The 15,701-nt window shown below is 71.1% G+C and carries 13 protein-coding genes; 9 read left to right on the forward strand and 4 right to left on the reverse strand.

Annotated elements, in window-relative coordinates; all coding sequences use genetic code 11:
- Positions 1–7: 7 nt before the first annotated feature.
- Genes AB0L53_RS12945 through AB0L53_RS12955 form a run of 3 tightly spaced genes read right to left on the reverse strand, consistent with a single transcriptional unit; the run spans position 8 to position 4,428 of the window.
- Positions 8–1,894: a glycosyltransferase family 2 protein gene (locus AB0L53_RS12945; RefSeq protein ID WP_363993075.1), complete on the reverse strand. Its 1,887-nt coding sequence runs from the start codon at positions 1,892–1,894 to the stop codon at positions 8–10.
- A gap of 15 nt (positions 1,895–1,909) precedes the next feature.
- Positions 1,910–3,595, reverse strand: coding sequence for a hypothetical protein (locus AB0L53_RS12950; protein ID WP_363993076.1), 1,686 nt, complete (start codon positions 3,593–3,595; stop codon positions 1,910–1,912).
- Positions 3,592–4,428, reverse strand: a complete 837-nt coding sequence (locus AB0L53_RS12955; RefSeq protein ID WP_363993077.1) for a hypothetical protein — start codon at positions 4,426–4,428, stop codon at positions 3,592–3,594. Before AB0L53_RS12955 ends, AB0L53_RS12950 begins: the two co-directional genes overlap by 4 nt.
- 161 nt (positions 4,429–4,589) lie before the next feature.
- Between AB0L53_RS12955 and AB0L53_RS12960 the strand changes: the two genes are divergently transcribed.
- From AB0L53_RS12960 to AB0L53_RS12985, 6 genes are read left to right on the forward strand one after another with little or no spacing between them, the layout of a single operon-like run.
- Positions 4,590–4,835, forward strand: coding sequence for an acyl carrier protein (locus AB0L53_RS12960; RefSeq protein WP_363993078.1), 246 nt, complete (start codon positions 4,590–4,592; stop codon positions 4,833–4,835).
- Complete coding sequence (locus AB0L53_RS12965) at positions 4,816–5,568, forward strand: SDR family oxidoreductase (protein WP_363993079.1); 753 nt, start codon at positions 4,816–4,818, stop codon at positions 5,566–5,568. The genes AB0L53_RS12960 and AB0L53_RS12965 overlap by 20 nt, the downstream gene beginning before the upstream one ends.
- A gap of 30 nt (positions 5,569–5,598) precedes the next feature.
- Positions 5,599–7,077, forward strand: coding sequence for an AMP-binding protein (locus AB0L53_RS12970; protein WP_363993080.1), 1,479 nt, complete (start codon positions 5,599–5,601; stop codon positions 7,075–7,077).
- Positions 7,074–8,105 (forward strand): acyl-protein synthetase, encoded by a 1,032-nt coding sequence (locus tag AB0L53_RS12975; RefSeq protein ID WP_363993081.1) that lies wholly within the window; start codon positions 7,074–7,076, stop codon positions 8,103–8,105. Before AB0L53_RS12970 ends, AB0L53_RS12975 begins: the two co-directional genes overlap by 4 nt.
- A complete protein-coding gene (locus AB0L53_RS12980) occupies positions 8,102–9,334 on the forward strand; it encodes an acyl-CoA reductase (RefSeq protein WP_363993082.1) in 1,233 nt (410 codons plus the stop codon). The genes AB0L53_RS12975 and AB0L53_RS12980 overlap by 4 nt, the downstream gene beginning before the upstream one ends.
- Before the next feature lie 31 nt (positions 9,335–9,365).
- Positions 9,366–11,675, forward strand: coding sequence for a hypothetical protein (locus AB0L53_RS12985; protein ID WP_363993083.1), 2,310 nt, complete (start codon positions 9,366–9,368; stop codon positions 11,673–11,675).
- Positions 11,676–11,826: 151 nt separating this feature from the next.
- Here the strand turns inward: AB0L53_RS12985 and AB0L53_RS12990 are convergent, their stop codons facing one another.
- Complete coding sequence (locus AB0L53_RS12990; RefSeq protein WP_363993084.1) at positions 11,827–12,981, reverse strand: transposase; 1,155 nt, start codon at positions 12,979–12,981, stop codon at positions 11,827–11,829.
- Between the two features lie 137 nt (positions 12,982–13,118).
- Here AB0L53_RS12990 and AB0L53_RS12995 point away from each other — a divergent pair, with 137 nt between their 5' ends.
- From AB0L53_RS12995 to AB0L53_RS13005, 3 genes are read left to right on the forward strand one after another with little or no spacing between them, the layout of a single operon-like run.
- Positions 13,119–14,324: a glycosyltransferase gene (locus tag AB0L53_RS12995; RefSeq protein WP_363993085.1), complete on the forward strand. Its 1,206-nt coding sequence runs from the start codon at positions 13,119–13,121 to the stop codon at positions 14,322–14,324.
- Between the two features lie 5 nt (positions 14,325–14,329).
- The gene (locus AB0L53_RS13000; protein ID WP_363993086.1) at positions 14,330–15,025 is read left to right on the forward strand and encodes a class I SAM-dependent methyltransferase; all 696 of its coding nucleotides are present in this window, start codon (positions 14,330–14,332) and stop codon (positions 15,023–15,025) included.
- Positions 15,026–15,034: 9 nt separating this feature from the next.
- Entirely contained in the window at positions 15,035–15,697 is a 663-nt protein-coding gene (locus AB0L53_RS13005; protein WP_363993087.1) for a class I SAM-dependent methyltransferase, read from the forward strand.
- The last annotated feature ends 4 nt before the right edge of the window (positions 15,698–15,701 follow it).

Genomic DNA, 15,701 nt, shown 5'->3' on the forward strand with positions numbered 1-15,701 from the left:
GGCTGTCTCATCGTTCGGCGAGCATGAGGCAGCCGTCGTCGCCCCGGTCCACCAGGAAGCGCCGCTCGGCGACCGTCACGATCGGCCGCGCCCGAGTACGTACCAGCGGCCGGATCTCCCTGCCCTGGTCGATGACGAAGTCCCAGCGCGCCTCACGACCGACGACCTCGTCGATGTCCACCAGCGACACCCGGGCCCGGAAGTTCTGCCCGGCCAGCGTGACGGGGAAGTACATCTCCTCGCCATCGCTCCTGCGCACCAGCCGCAGCACCGGATCGCCGTCGCCCGGGTCGCTGAGCTCGCCGGAGAAGACCAGGTCGTCGCCGTCCACCCGGCACTCGCCGATCAGCGCCTCGGCCCGGCGCAGCCGCAGCCCCCAGGCCCCGCCGCCGCCGCGTACCGGCACCAGCCACACGCCCGCCCTGCGCTTCGGCGCGGGCACCAGCGGCGGCAGCCAGCGCGATCCGACGACCTTCGCTTCCAGCTTCAGCCGGGGGCCGCGCAACCGCACGCGCAGATCCCAGTGCCCGAGCCGGACGAGCTGCGCGCGGGTCAACGTCGCAGGGTCGAACGCGAACGCGAAGGAGAACCCGTGCTCGGCCACCGCACCGCCCTCTTCCTGCTCGACGCTCACCCAGGACGGCGAGACGCGCTGGTCGGACAGCGTGACGATCTCGCCGGTCCTGCGCTCCTGCAGCCACACCTGCACACTCGTACGACGCAGGTCCGACACGTCGAACCGGCCGATGCTCACCCGGCCCGTGCCGCCGAGCCGGCCATCGCGCCACTCCAGCTCGACCAGCCGGGCCGACAGCTTGAGCTCGGCCGACACCTCCGACAGCTGCCTGGGCATGGCCGGGTGCCTGCCGTACCAGCGCTTGCGCAGCAGGCCCGGGGGACTGACACGCGGAAGCAGGCGGCCCGCGCGGTCCTGCTCGAAGACGCGCGCCAGCTCGTCCAGGCGACGCCCGTGGAGCAGGTGCACCTGGAGCCGCTGCGCGAACGGGATGCTCTGCCACGCCTCCGGCGCGACGCCGTCGAGATAGCGGACGACCAGGTCGACGAGGCCGGGATCGGCCGCGGCGCCCATCATGGCCATCGCCTCCACCGCGACGCTCATGTCGATCTCGAGCGTGTCGCGGTCGAAGTCCGGCTTGAGCGCGGGCGCGCCGGTGGTGAGCAGCGCGGCCGTCTCCAGCACCGACAGCAGGCGGTCCCGCAGGTTGGCCGGCTCCAGGCGGCGCTGGGTGATCGAGGAGCACTCCTCGTCACGCTGCCGCCAGTGATAGACGATGCCCTTGATCACGTCGACCGACGAGGCGCCCACGTGCGCGGCCATGGCGACCGGCTGGTCCTCGTACATGCGCTCGGGGAAGGCCAGGCCGAGGGCGTTCCAGAAGTCGAGCCGATAGACCTTGTTCCACAGCATGCGGTCGCGGATCAGCAGCGGGTGGCGGGTGATGTGCGTGCGCTTGCGCGACTCGGCGAACGCCTGCTTGTGCGCCCACGAGGGTACGAGCAGGTTGCGGTGCAGCCGCATGACGTTGCCGCAGGCCAGATCGGAACCGGTGGCCTCCAGGGAGGCCACCAGCCGCTGGAACGCGCGGGGCGGCACCTTGTCGTCACCGTCGACGAAGGCCAGGTAGCGGCCCGTGGCCCGGCGTACGCCGATGTTGCGGGCCCGCCCGACCCCCTGGTTGGCCTGCCGGATGAGGCTGATCCGCGGGTCGGCCGCCATCCGGGCCTCGACCACGGCGGCGCCGCCGTCGGTGCTGCCGTCGTCCACGCAGATCATCTCAAGGTCCTGGAACTTCTGCGCGGCCAGCGAATCCAGGCAGGGACCGATGTACTTCTCAACGTTGTAGAACGGGACGATCACCGAAAGAACCGGCACGGGAACTCCTCTTCGTCAGCCGGACAGCAGGCGCAGGACCCGGCGGGCGACCCTGCGCGGGCGGGCCAGGCGGCGCGAGAGCCGGTAGCCGAGCGTCCTGCGGTAGGCGGCCGACTTCCGCTGGCTCTTTCTCAGCCGACCCCTGGCCCGCAGCAGCTCGCGCTCGCGGTAGGTGAGCTTGGTCTCCAGGCGGGACACCCTGGCCAGCGCGGCGGTCAGCTGATCCGCCAGCCGGTCCCGCGCGCCCAGCAGGTCCCGGTATGTCGGGGCGGCGTCGCTCAGCTCGGCCGGCTGCCCCAGCTCGGCGTCGAGCTTGCGGGCCAGATCGAGATCCGCCTGGTCGCACGGCCGGTTCGCCATGCCGCAGAGCGTCAGTGCCAGTTGCTCGGCCTGCCGCGGCCACGGCCACGGGTGGTGGTGACCGGCGGCCAGCAGGCGTACCGCGAACCGCCACAACACCCGGCACAACACCACGCGATCGGCGGGCCGGTCGGGCTGCGGAGGCAGAGCGTGGATGGCGGCGAACCGCTCGCCGTCCCAGACCAGGTTGTCGGCCGCGGCGTCGCCGCCCATCTCGACCCAGTCGCCCAGCACGGTGAGCAGGTCGCGGACGGCCCGTACGTCCTCGCGGGCGCACGCCTCGATCAGGACCTCCTCCACGACGCGGCCCGCCGGGATGGCCCGCTCCACGCCGTCGGGCAGCCTGCGGGTGGCACCCCAGGTGACCTCGTGTACGGCGTGACCCTCCTCGAACAGGCCGAGCGGCAGGTCCGTGGGTGTGCCCTCGAACTGGCCGAACGGCAGGCCCGCCCGCGTCGTGGGCGAGTCCTCGAACTGGCCGCGTGACAGGTTGGGCGAGTCCGAGGGTCTGGTCGCCGTGGCCACCCATACCGGGGCGAGCTGCTCGCCGAGACCGTGGCTGAACACCAGCCGGGTCAGCCGCAGCGGATCGGCCACCAGCATCCTGTCGCCGCCACGGGCGCTCAACGGCACCGTGAGCGCGTCGGGCAGGTCGCACCCGAGCAGTTCGCGGGCGAGCAGCGCGCGGGGCGCCGCGCGGCCCGGATAGGCGGCGTAACACCTCTCGGGGGTCAGTCCGGCCGCCGCCAACTCCTCGTCGAGGGCGCCGGGCCCGTCGGGGTAGCCCTGGTCGAACCCGTGCGGCTCCCAGTGCTCGTCGCCGCCGTCCCGGTCGGCGGGCCTGGCCTCGACGAACCGGTCGATGCCCAGGTCGTTGCTCACGCTCAGGACGAACCGCCCGCCCGGCGCGACGAGGGCGGCGAGCGCACCCAGCGACTCGCGCCAGGGCGGCGCGACCTCCTCGGCCGAGTGCGTACGCCGCAGCCCGTCGAGCGCCAGGACCAGGTCGTACGGCTCGCCCTCGGGCAGCGCCGACAGACGGCCGCAGTGCACGGCCAGATCGGGGTGGCGCTCGGCGAGGGCGCAGGCGTCGGGGTAGGAACGCAGCAGCACGGCCACCGACGCGGCCCGCGCCACCACCTCGTCCACCAAGCCGCGCGGGTGCGGCCCGACCAGCAGCACCCTGGCCTTTCCGTCCTCCTCCGCTTCGATGGGGAGCAGGCGTCTGACCAGTTCCAGGGCCACGCCCCGCCAGTCCGTGACACCGGACGTATGGGATGAGTCCGACCACAGCAGCATCTCGCCGCCGATCAGCCGGACGTTCTCGGGTGCCTCGTTCATGCGCATCGCGCCCGCTTCCAGCCGAACATTCGCCGTAGCTCCTCGGGTGTCGCCTGATACTCGAATCCCAGCTCTTGCCGGGCCGCCTCCCTGGCCGCCTCGGGGTCGACGCGCGCGCCGTGCAGCTCGGGCCAGAGCCGCATGCGGCGGGCGGTGCCGCCGTACTCGGGCCGCTCGTCCTCCAGCTGCATCGGGTCTCCGTAGACGGCGACGTCGCAGCCCACAGAGGCGCCGTAGAACAGCGCGCTGCCGAGCCGGTTGGACGCCACCCGGCGATGCCGCCGCAGCTCGGCCAGCTGGCCGGACAGGAAGTCGCGCCCCCTGCCATCCCACCGCGAGCCGCGCTCACCATGGCAGATGACCCGGAAACCCGCCGACCGATAAGCCCGCCGAATGTCCGGATTAGCGAATTCCAACCAGTAAAGACAGATTGTCACCGGCCCCGTCTCCACTTCGGATATTTCGGCGGCCAGCCGGGCATGGTCGCCGGTGACCGAATGCTTTTCCCAGCCGTGGAAGGGATACCAGATCGTACCCTTCCTTTCGGGGGCCGCCGCCTTTCCAGGCTCCATATCAAGAAGGTAGATCCACGGCGCGCCGATGACATAGTGGCCACGGCGGCCCATCGACCAGCCACGCCGCCTGAGCACGTCGGACCAGACGAAACGGGGGTAGCCGGGGCTGCACCAGTGGTCGTTGGGCGGGAAACCGTGGAGATAGTTCCAGCCGTGCTGCAGGAAACCCTGTATTCGCCGGGGAGTGTCTTCCGCCAGTTCACAGTATCGGCCGAGCATGCGGGAGTGCCCGTACCAGTGATTGGATTCGTCCATCATTCCCCCTGTAGCGGTTGACGCGCCCCAGGCGACATTCTCAGCCCGGCACAGCGGGCACTCGCCGTTATACGGTTCTATTACTCACGACGGGTGCTTGGTTTCTGTTGACGGACGATCACGGCTACACTACGTGGTTGTCCGAAGACAGAAAGTGAGCAGAGATGAGCCAGCTCGACCGCCTGCGCGGCGTCTTCCGCGCCTCGCTGAGCCTGCCGGCCGACCAGGACGTCGACGGGCTCGAATACCGGGCGATCCCGCAGTGGGACTCACTGGCCCACATGGCCCTCGTCGCCGCGATGGAGGACGAGTTCGGCATCATGATCGACACGGACGAGATGATCGACATGAGCTCGTTCGCCAAGGCCGCCGAGCTGCTGGAGAAGCACGGTGCCGACGCCGTCACCTGACCTCCGGGTCGCGCTCGTCACCGGCTCCACGCTGGGCATCGGCCGGGCCGTCGCCGCGCGGCTGGCCCGGACCGGTCACGAGGTCGTCCTCCACGGGCGCGACCAGGAGCGGTCGGCCAAGGCGGCGGCCGAGGTGGCCGCCGAGACCGGGGGCCGCACCGACACGGTCCACGGCGACGTGGCCGACCCCGCCGCGGTGTCCGCCATGATGCGGGAGATCCACCGGCGGCACGGGCGGCTCGACGCCCTGGTGATCAACGCGGGCGGGCACGCGGCGAGCCTGCTCGGCATGATGCACAGCGACGTGGTGAGCCGGCTCTTCCACGTCAACGCGCTGGGCGCCACCCACACCCTGCAGGCCGCGGTCAAGCTGCTGCGCAGGGGCACCGACCCGGCCGTGGTCCTGGTCTCCTCGGTCATGGGCCGCAAAGGGGCACCGGGCCAGGCCGTCTACTCCGCCACCAAGGCCGCCGTGCTCGGCCTCACCCTGGCCGCCGCCAAGGAGCTCGGGCCCCAGGGCATCCGGGTCAACGCGGTGGCACCCGGCTACATCCAGACCGACATGCTCTCCACGCTCGACGACCGGGCCCGCGCCGACACCGTCGCCGCGACCCCGCTCGGCCGCCTGGGCACCGCCGGCGACGTGGCCGCCGCGGCCGCCTTCCTGCTCTCCGCCGACGCCTGCTTCATCACCGGCCAGGTCATCGGGGTGGACGGCGGGCTGGTGCTGTAAGTCTCCGACACGATGGACGGGCGGTCTTTCATGAACGCTTCCCTACACTCCGGACACCCCGGCGCACCCCACCCAGCCGACGGTTCCTCACCGCAGGTCGGCGAGGACCTGACTCCTCGGGAGGGCCTTCCGCACCCGGACGCACGGACACCGGAGCACCTTCCACCCCCGGACGCGCAGACACCGCTGTGCCTTCCGCAGTGCCTTCCGCATCCGGACGCGCGGATAGTCGTCGCCGGAGAGCCTGGAGTGCTCACCGGTGACGACCTGGCGGCTCGAATCGCGAGCACCACGCAGGCGCTGGCCGCGCTGCCGCCCGGCCCGGTGTTCTGCGGCATGCGTAATGACCTGCCGTCCGTGCTGCGCTACCTCGCGGCGTTCCAGGCGGGCAGGCCCATCGCGCTGCTTGACCCCGACCTGCCGCCCGGCGCGCTGGCCGAGCTGGCCGCCAGGTTCAAACCCGCCGCCCTGCTCGGCTTCACGCGGGCCGCCGACGGCCTACGGCGTGCCCGCGGCGGCACCCCCGAGCCCCATCCGGACCTGGCCGTCCTGCTCGCCACCTCGGGTTCGACCGGCAACCCCAAGCTCGTGCGGCTGTCGCGGTCGGCCGTGTCGGCCAACGCCCACGCCATCGCCACCGCCCTGGCCATCGGGCCCGGCGAGATCGCGCCGACCAGCCTCCCGCTCTACTACAGCTACGGCCTGTCGGTGCTCAACAGCCATCTCGCCGCGGGCGCCGCCGTGGTGCTGACCGACGCGGGCCTGCTCGAACGGTCCTTCTGGACCATGCTCGACGAACACCGGTGCACCTCGCTGGCCGCGGTCCCCTACCAGTACGAGATGCTGCGCAAGCTCCGCTTCGACCCGGTCGAGCACCCCGCGCTCACCACCATGACCCAGGCAGGCGGGCGGCTGCGGCCCGACCTGGTCACCGAGTTCGCCGCCAAGGCCCAGCGCTTCCTCGTCATGTACGGCCAGACGGAGGCGACCGCCCGCATCGCCGTACTCCCCCACGACCGCCTGGCCGCCAAGCCCGGCTCCGTGGGCCTGGCCGTCCCCGGCGGTCACCTGACCATTGACGACGGCCAGGTCGTCTACCACGGCCCCAACGTGATGATGGGCTACGCCGACACGGCCGACGACCTGGCCAGAGGCGACGACCTGGGCGGCGTGCTGCGCACCGGCGACCTCGGCCACCTCGACGACGAGGGTTTCCTCTACATCACCGGCCGGATGAAACGCATCGCCAAGGTCTTCGGCGTCCGCGTCAACCTCGACGACATCGAACGCCTGCTCCGCGACCGCGGCCCTGTCGCGGCCACGAGCGGCGACGACCGCGTCACGGTCTGGGCCGAGGGCCTCGACGCCGACGGATGCACCACGCTCGCCCGGCGGCTGGGGTCCGAGCTGCGGCTCCACTGGAGCGGGTTCGACGTACGCGGCGTGGACCGGCTGCCGCTGCTCGGCACCGGGAAGATCGACTACCTCGCTCTGGAGGCCCGCACGTGAGTGTCTTCACCTTGTCCCAGGACGCGAAGGAGGCCGCGCTGCTGCCCGAACTGGTCGCGCTGACCGAGCGGCATCGGCGGGCGTGCCTGCCGTACCGCCGGATTCTGGACGCGATCGGGGCGGTGGGGCCCTACGAGCGGGTGGCGGATCTGCCGTGGCTGCCGGTGCGGCTGTTCAAGACGCACGAGTTGCGCAGTGTGCCGGAGAGCGCGGTGTTCAGGGTGCTCACCTCCAGCGGTACGACCGGGCAGCGGCCCAGCCGTGTCTACCTCGACCGCGAGGCGGCGGCCGCGCAGCCGCGCATGCTGGCGGCGACGCTCCGCGCCGTGCTGGGCGAGCGGCGACTGCCGATGCTGATCGTCGACAGCCGGTCGACGATACGCGCTGCCACGCTGAGCGCTCGCGGGGCGGGCGTGCTCGGCATGATGCACTTCGGCAGGGACCACACCTTCGTGCTCGACGAGGGCGGCTCGTTGGATGCCGAGGCGGTCAAGGGCTTTCTCGCGCGGCACGGTGGTGCGCCCTACCTGATCTTCGGGTTCACGTTCATGGCGTGGTCGCATCTGCGTGAGCTGGGGCTCGACCTCTCGCATGGCGTACTGATCCACTCCGGGGGCTGGAAACGGCTGGCGGAGCAGGCCGTCGACAACGCCACCTTCCGCCGGCGGCTGGGCGAGGAGTGCGGGCTGCGGCGCATCCACGACTTCTACGGGATGGTCGAGCAGATCGGCACCGTGTTCCTTGAGGGGCCGGACAGAGGCGGGCTCTATTGCCCCGATTTCGCCGATGTCGTGATCCGCGATCCGGACACGTGGCAGGAGGCGCCGCCCGGCGTGCCGGGGCTGATCGAGGTGGTCAGTACGCTGCCCACGTCCTATCCGGGGCATGTGCTGCTGACGGAGGACCTCGGCGTGGTGCACGGGGTGGACGACGGGGTTTGGCCGGGCAAGCGGTTCTCGGTGCTCGGGCGGCTGCCCAGGGCGGAGGCGCGCGGCTGCAGCGACACCTCGGCACGGTCGGCGGCATGATGAGCGACGTCTCGTCCGAGCTGGGGGTCAGGTTTCCGGATTGCCGGGATATATCGGTGGAGACGCTGATCGGGCAGATGTCCGGGGGCGAGCCGCTCGCGGTGGGTGATGAGCGGATTCGTGGGTTCCTCACCGGATTCGGCAGGCGCCTGCTGAGTCCGGAGCTGGCGCGACGTCATCCCGAGCTGGCCTCGCTGGGCTTCTTCCTGCGGCCCAGCGAGCTCACGCGGATTCTCGACGGGCCCCGGGGCCATCACCTGCGGGCGCCGCGCGGCCTGGTGTTCCACGTCCCGCCCGCGAACGTCGACACCGTCTTCGTCTACTCCTGGGCGCTGTCGGCGCTGATGGGCAACCGCAACGTGGTACGCCTGTCGCCGCGCGCGGGCGCCGTGGCCGAGACGATCACACGGACGCTGCGGGAGTCGCTGGCCGACGCCGATCCGGTGGTGGCCGCCACGCAGCGCATCGTCACGTACGACCGATCCGGCACCATCACAGCGGCCCTGTCAGCGGCGTGCGACCTGCGGGTCATCTGGGGCGGCGACGCCGCGGTCGGCGAGATCCGCCGCCATCCACTCGCCCCGCACGCGCGTGACCTGACCTTTCCCGACCGGACGTCGTTCGCGGTGCTCCGGGCGGCGGCCTGGCTGTCGGCGTCGGCCGCCACGCGGGGGGCCGTCGCCGAGGGGTTCGCCAACGACGCCTACTGGTTCGACCAGGCGGCCTGCTCGTCTCCACGCACCGTCTACTGGGTCGGCTCGGCCGCCGACTGCGACGTTGCGCGCGAGGAGTTCACCGCCTGGCTCGCGCGGGCCGTGGCCAAGCGGGGGTGGTCCGTGGACGCCGCGATGGCGGTAGAGAAGCGGGTCGCCACGTACGGGCTGGCCGCCGACGGCGACGCCCATGCCATCGACTTCCACGGCAACGCGGTGGCCAGCGTCACCCTGGCCGGTCCCGAGGCGGCGCCACGACGGTGGCTGGGCGCCGGGACGTTCGTGCACGCCCGGCTCGATGGTCTTGGCGAGCTGGCTCGGCTGGTGGAGCGCCGGGATCAGACCATGACGCACTTCGGGTTCGTCCCGGCCGAGCTGGAGTTGCTGGCGGGGGCGCTGGGCGGGCGGGGGGTCGATCGGATGGTGCCGGTGGGGAGTGCGCTGAGCTTTCACCGGGTTTGGGATGGAGTGGACCTGACCGCCGAGTTCACCCGCCTGGTGACTGTCATCACATGACGATCGGGGCGGAGCAGAGCGTGGCGATGGCATGACGATCACGGCGGCAAAGAGGGTGGTGGCCTCGCCGGTGGCCGGACGGCGGGGGTGGTCCGGCTGGGTGCCGGTGGGGCTGGTCGGCTTGGTGGCCGCGGCGGCGCTCGTCTGGCGCGGGGTTTCCGTCCGGGACATTGCGGCTTTCGGGGGCTATATCGGTATCGGCGTGCTGGTTCCCGGGACGCTGTTGTGGCGGGCGTTGGCACGGGGGCGCGGGTCGCTCGCCGAGGAGCTGGCGGCGGGGCTGGCGCTGGGGTACGCGGTCGAGGTGCTGGCCTACATCCCGGCGCGCGCAGTCGGGCTACCGCTGCTGGTGCTCCTCTGGCCCGTTACGGTGATCGCCGCCTTCGTCGCCGTACCCCGGCTACGACGGCACTGGCGGTCGGGGCCGGGACCGGGGACGGCGGGTCGTGAGTGGATGCCCCTGTGGTGCGCGTGGGCCCTGGCCGCGGTCGTCTGTTATCTCGTCGTCTGGAGCACCCTGTCGTTCTACGGGGGCCACGGCCTGACCTGGCCCGGCAACGCGACTCCCTACGTCGACATGCCCTACCACCTCGCCCTGCTCGGCGAGCTCAAGCATCACATGCCCCCGACGGTCCCGACGGTCCTGGGTGAGCCGCTGTCCTACCACTGGTACGTCTACGCCGAGATGGCCGCCACCAGCTGGGTCACCGGGATCGAACCACAGACGCTCCTCTACCGGCTGTCGATGCTGCCGATGATGGTGGCCATGGTCGTGCTGGTGGCGGTGCTCGCCAGGCGGGTGACCGGGCGGTGGTGGGCGGGCGTGGCGGCGGTCTTCGTGACGTACTTCGCCTTCAGCCCGGAGCTGTACCGGGGAGCGAGCAATCTGTTCACGTCGCGGTCGATGTTCACGGTGTGGACGAGTCCGACGCAGACGCTCGGGGCGTTGCTCTGCGTCCCTGTGGTGCTGGTGCTCGTCGGGTACCTGCGCAGGGAGCGGACCGGCGCGGGCGGGTGGGTGCTGGTCGGGGTGCTGTCGGCGGCGCTGACCGGGGCGAAGGCGACGTTCCTCCCGCTGTTGCTGGGTGGGCTGGTGCTCGTCCTGGTCGTCAGGCGGTGGTCGCGGCCCGCGCTCGTGGACGTCAGGAACACACCGACCGAGCCGTGGTCGCGGCCCGCGCTTGTGGGCGTCGGGATCATGCTGGCCGGTCTGGCGTTCGCGCAGTTCGTGGTCTTCGGGGGTCAGCGGCAGGGGCTGGTGCTCGCGCCCTTCGCGAGCATGCGGCCGGTATGGGGACTGGTGATGGACCTCGGACCCAAGCAGGTCGCCAGGGCCTCCGTGTGGCCGATCGCCGGGCTGACGGGGATTCATCTGATCTGCCTGGCGTGCGTGTGGGCGGGAGTGCTGGGCGTGCTGGCCAGGCGGCTGGTCCTGCGAGATCCGGGCATGCTGCTGTTGCTCGGGATCGGGGCGGGGGGCATCGGTGCCGTCGTGCTGCTGGGGCATCCGTCGGCCAGCCAGTACTACTTCCTGGAGGGCGCTCGGCCCTACCTCTCGATCGCGTCCGTGGCCGGGATGGCTGCGTGCGGCCGGGAGCGCGGATTCGCCGCCGCCAAGTGGTGGGTGGCATTGGGGGCCGGGCTGGCCCTGGGGGTCCGGGTGCTGCTCGGACCGGACCTGCCGGTCCACGGACTGTTCCCCCTCGCGCTGCCGTACCTCGTGCTCGTGGGAGTTGTCGCGGTTGCCGCGGCCGTCGCACTATGGCGCGGGCCCACGGTGCTCGCGCCGCAGCACGAACGGCGCGGGCCCGTAGTGCTGGCGGTGGTCGCGCTGCTCACCGGCTACGCGGTGCCCGCGACCTTGACCCAAGGGGTCGGGCCGTCGAGCCACCACGAGGCGCCGCCGCCCGTGCGCATGGTGCCGGAGGGTGCGCTGGAGGCCGGGCGGTGGCTGCGGGATCACTCCTCGCCCGACGATGTGGTGGCGACCAACGCGCACTGCCGGCCCGTCGGCTGGAAGGTGTGCGACAGTCGCCATTTCTGGGTGTCCGCCTACAGCGAGCGCCGGGTGCTGGTGGAGGGGTGGGCGTACGCCCAGAGCACGATGTCGCGGAGTGAGCCGTTCGGCGTCTCCTACCTGGCCCTGCCGTTCGCGGACCAGGCTCGGCTGGCGGCGAACGACGCGATGTTCCGGCAGCCGTCGGCGGAGAATGTCGCGCGGCTCGTCCGCGAATATGGCGTTAAATGGGCGCTCACCGAGAATGACACGGCCCTTGATGGCTTCGCGACGCTGCGTTTCCGCAGCGGCCAGTGCTCGGTCTACGAACTCGGCGCCGGGTAAAAGTCTGCCCTACTCCAAGAATGGTGCGGAGAAACAGCCCGCGCATCAATGGACGGCCACAGCAGCATTCCCGTATCAACTACCACCCGTTTGAAGCTGGTGGTTTGCTCTCGCGGTCCCGTCTGGGTGAAGGGAGGCCGGTAGCGTGTGGCTAATTGATAACAGCCCAGCCCGCTATGCCGCGTGTGGCGATGTTGCGGGCCGCAATGTGGTCGGCGTGCCCAGCGAGGCCACACCCGGTGCAGACGAACCGGCCCCGCGCCGGCCGATTCGCCCTGGACACACACCCGCACTCCGGACACGCCTGCGAGGTGTAGGCGGGGTCGACCAGCACGAAGGCGACCCCGGCCCGCGCGGCCTTGTAGCGGGTGAAGGCGATCTGCTGGGCGAACGCCCAGCCGTGCAGGGTGCGCCGCTGGAACCGATGAGCCCTTACCCGCCCGCGGATACCCTGCAGATCCTCCAGGGCGACACCACGACCGGTGCGTTCGGCTTCACGCACCACAAACTTCGACATTTGATGGTTGAGGTCGGTCATCATCCGATGCTCCCGCCCCGACAGACGACGCAGCACCCGCCGCGCCGCCGACGTGCCCTTCTTCTGCAACCGACGACGTTGGCGATGGCGCCGCTCCCGCAGGGTACGGACGTGGCCGTTACCGCCGACCGGCCCCGGCAGGGCCGGGCCGGGCAGCACCGCACCATCGGAGGTGACCGCCAGGTTCGCCACCCCCTGATCCACCCCCACAAAGCCGCCGACCGGCTCGCGTACTACTGGTTTGGGCAGGGTGAGCGCCACCTGCAACAGCCACACTCCGCGTCGGCAGACCATGTCGGCCTCCCCCACCGGCAGCGTATCCACGGCCTTGAGATCTTCCGGCCGGCCGGTGTAGGAGACGGTGACGCGGCCGGTGGGCGTCCACAGCGACACGGTCCGGGCGTCACGATGGAAGCTCATCAACCGGGCGTCGTAGGGGACGGCACCCTGCGGACGGAAGATGTGAGCCCTTTTCTTGTTGGAACGCCGGTTGGCGTAGGCGCCGGCGACCCGGGCGATCGCCTGCACGGCCGCTTGCGCGCCCAGCCCGGTCACCTGCCCGCGCACCTCGTAATAGGCCAGCCGATGCAGCTTCACCACGGCGAACGTGCGGTGCTGCCAAGCCAGCCGAGAAACGACAGTGGCCGCCTGATTACACAGCAGCACCGCCGCCGCCAGCGCATCGGCCTGGACCGGGTTGGTCGTGAGCCGCAGTTGCACGATCGTGGGCAGGCCGTCGCGTTTGGTGGCAGAGCGGCGGATCGCCATCGCGCACCTCCTGTCACAGCGCCCTCATCCACCGCACACATTACCGAACGTGACCAAGTCTTTCCATACTGTTTCGAGAGGAGGGGTGGCGCTTCCTCCCAGCCCCTGAAGGACCGGGTCTCCGCGCCACCATTCAGATGAACACGCGTTCCGCCATGGACAGGAGCCCGGCCGTTCTCGGCGAACCGGTCACCTTGGCGACCGTGGACATCGTCATTCCGGTGCTCAACGAGCAAAAGGCACTGCCCGGTTGCATCAGGACGCTCAACGCGTTCCTCGGCGATTCCTTCCCGCTGCCGTGGCGCATCACGATCGTCGACAACGGGAGCATTGACGGCACCTGGCGGGTCGCCCGAGGGCTGACGCGCGAGTTCCCGCAGGTGCATGCCCGCAGGCTGGAGACCAGGGGCCGTGGTGCGGCGTTGAAGGCCGCCTGGCGCGACAGCCCGGCCGACATCGTCGCGTACATGGACGTCGATCTGTCGACCGGGCTCGGCGCGCTGTTCCCGATGGTGGCCGCGCTCGCCAGCGGCCATTCCGAGGTCGCGATCGGCACCCGGCTCGCGCGCGGTGCCCGTACCCGCAGGTCGCTGCGGCGAGAGCTGGTCTCGCGGGGGTACAACGCCCTGCTCCGGTACGGTTTTGGCGTCGGCTTCAGCGACGCCCAGTGCGGCTTCAAGGCCGCCAGAACGGACGTGATCAGGCCGCTCCTGGACCGCGTCGAGGACGACGGCTGGTTCTTCGACACCGAGTTGCTCCTGCTGGCCGAGCACAACGGCCTGCGCGTCCACGAGGTGCCGGTGGACTGGGTCGAGGACCTCGACTCGCGCGTCCGCATCATCAGGACGGCGCTCGAGGACCTCAGAGGGCTGGCCAGGGTGGCGCGGTCTATGTCCGGGTTGAAAGTGGCGAACGAGACCGCGCTCACGCCCACGCACCCGGACGCGGTCGTCGCCCGGCCGCGCGCGGTGACGCTGGCCAGGTTGGGGTCGTTCGCGCTGATCGGCGGGTTCTCGACGGTCCTCTACGCACTGCTCTATCTCCCGCTGCGTGAGCATTGGCCGGCCGCGGCGGCCAACCTCGTCGCGCTGCTGCTCACCGGCTTCGCCGGCGCCGAGGCCCGCCGCTGGACGGTCAACGTGCTCGGCGGTCACCGTACGGCGCCACGCGTCCGGACCGTGCCGGCCTTCCTGTCCGACTACGCCATCACCACCATGGCGGTGCTCGGCCTGCCGCCACCGGGCGGTCGCGTGATCGAGGCGACCACCGCCATCGGCACGTACTGCCTGCTCACCCTGCTGCGCTTCGCCGCACTCGACCGCTGGGTCCGCCCAAAGAGATGAACGAGATGCGAGCACAAGAGATCCGCCGCATGGCCGCGCTCGAAGACAACCACTGGTGGTACCGGGAGCGCCGGGCCATCCTCCGTGCCGAGGTACGTCACCTGCGACCGGGCCGGGCGCTCGACGTCGGCGCGGCCGGTGGCGGCAACACCCTGGTCCTCGTCGAGGAGGGCTGGGAGGCGACCGCGACCGACTGCTCCGAGCTCGCGGTGGAGGTGGCCAGGGGCCGCGGGCTCCGGGCCGTACAGGCGGACGCGCGTGATCTGCCGGTCGAATCCGGGAGCGTGGACCTCGTGACCGCCTTGGACGTGCTGGAGCACATCGAGGAGGACTACCTGGCCACCGAGCAGATCGCCAGGGTGCTGCGGCCGGGCGGGCGGGCGCTGATTGCGGTCCCCTGCGACATGTCGCTGTGGTCGGCCCATGACTACGCCGTCGGTCACGTACGCCGCTACTGCCGCGATTCGCTGACCGGCGTGGTCGAGAAGGCGGGCCTGCGGGTCGAGCGGCTGTGGAGCTGGAACGTACTCCTGCGCCCGCTGATCGCCCGGCACCGGCACTCGTCCACAGGCAGCGCCCTGCGACCGGTGCCCCCGCTGGTCAACGCCGGCCTGTCCGCAGTCGTCAGGCTGGAGAGGTGTCTGCCGGTCGGTTCGCTCAGGGGCGTGACGCTGTTCCTGCGTGCCCGCCTCGAGAGTTAGGAGAGCGGCTTGTCGCTCGATCGGAGCCTGCTGCTTGAGGACGCGGGGCGGCTGTACGCCGACGCGCCCCGGGCCCTGCGGCTCAAGCAGCGGCTGCGGGTGCTGGTCTGCCCGTTCGAGGAGACGATCGGGTACGTGCCGGACGGCGCGAGCGTGCTCGACATCGGGTGCGGCTCCGGGCTGATGCTCGGCCTCATGGCGGCGCGCGGGAAACGCGTCCAGGGACATGGCTTCGACCCGTGCCCGGTCGCGATCGGGCTGGCCGGGCGGATGGCCGTCCGCCTGCGCGACAGCGGTTCGACGCTGCGCTTCGAGCACCGCGACGCCCGCTCGCCGTGGCCGGCCCGCTCCTATGACGTGGTCCACATGCAGGACGTCATCCACCATGTGCCGATTCCGGCGCAGCGGGCGGTGTTCGACCGGGCCTGCGCCGCGGTACGGCCCGGTGGCCTGTTCGTCTACACGGACATGAGCGCGCGGCCCCTGTGGCGTAACGCCGCCTGCCGGATCCACGATCTGATCGTCGCCCGCGAGTGGATCCACCCGGTGCCGATCAGCACGATCGAGGACTGGGCGGCGGAGAACCGGCTCGCTCTGGAGGTGTCCCGTACGGCGCACCGCGTCATATATGGGAACGATCTAAGAGTCTTCCGGCGGCGACTTTGGCCATAAGCTA

Origin of the sequence: Nonomuraea sp. NPDC052129 (genome assembly GCF_040680095.1) — a bacterium.
Lineage (GTDB): Bacteria > Actinomycetota > Actinomycetes > Streptosporangiales > Streptosporangiaceae > Nonomuraea.

Coding starts and splice junctions, on each gene's coding strand:
- AB0L53_RS12960 (WP_363993078.1), top strand. CDS start 4,590: ATGAGCCAGCTCGACCGCCTGCGCGGCGTCTTCCGCGCCTCGCTGAGC.
- AB0L53_RS12970 (WP_363993080.1), top strand. CDS start 5,599: ATGAACGCTTCCCTACACTCCGGACACCCCGGCGCACCCCACCCAGCC.
- AB0L53_RS12990 (WP_363993084.1), bottom strand. CDS start 12,981: ATGGCGATCCGCCGCTCTGCCACCAAACGCGACGGCCTGCCCACGATC.
- AB0L53_RS12995 (WP_363993085.1), top strand. CDS start 13,119: ATGAACACGCGTTCCGCCATGGACAGGAGCCCGGCCGTTCTCGGCGAA.
- AB0L53_RS12980 (WP_363993082.1), top strand. CDS start 8,102: ATGATGAGCGACGTCTCGTCCGAGCTGGGGGTCAGGTTTCCGGATTGC.
- AB0L53_RS12985 (WP_363993083.1), top strand. CDS start 9,366: ATGACGATCACGGCGGCAAAGAGGGTGGTGGCCTCGCCGGTGGCCGGA.
- AB0L53_RS12950 (WP_363993076.1), bottom strand. CDS start 3,595: ATGAACGAGGCACCCGAGAACGTCCGGCTGATCGGCGGCGAGATGCTG.
- AB0L53_RS12955 (WP_363993077.1), bottom strand. CDS start 4,428: ATGATGGACGAATCCAATCACTGGTACGGGCACTCCCGCATGCTCGGC.
- AB0L53_RS13000 (WP_363993086.1), top strand. CDS start 14,330: ATGCGAGCACAAGAGATCCGCCGCATGGCCGCGCTCGAAGACAACCAC.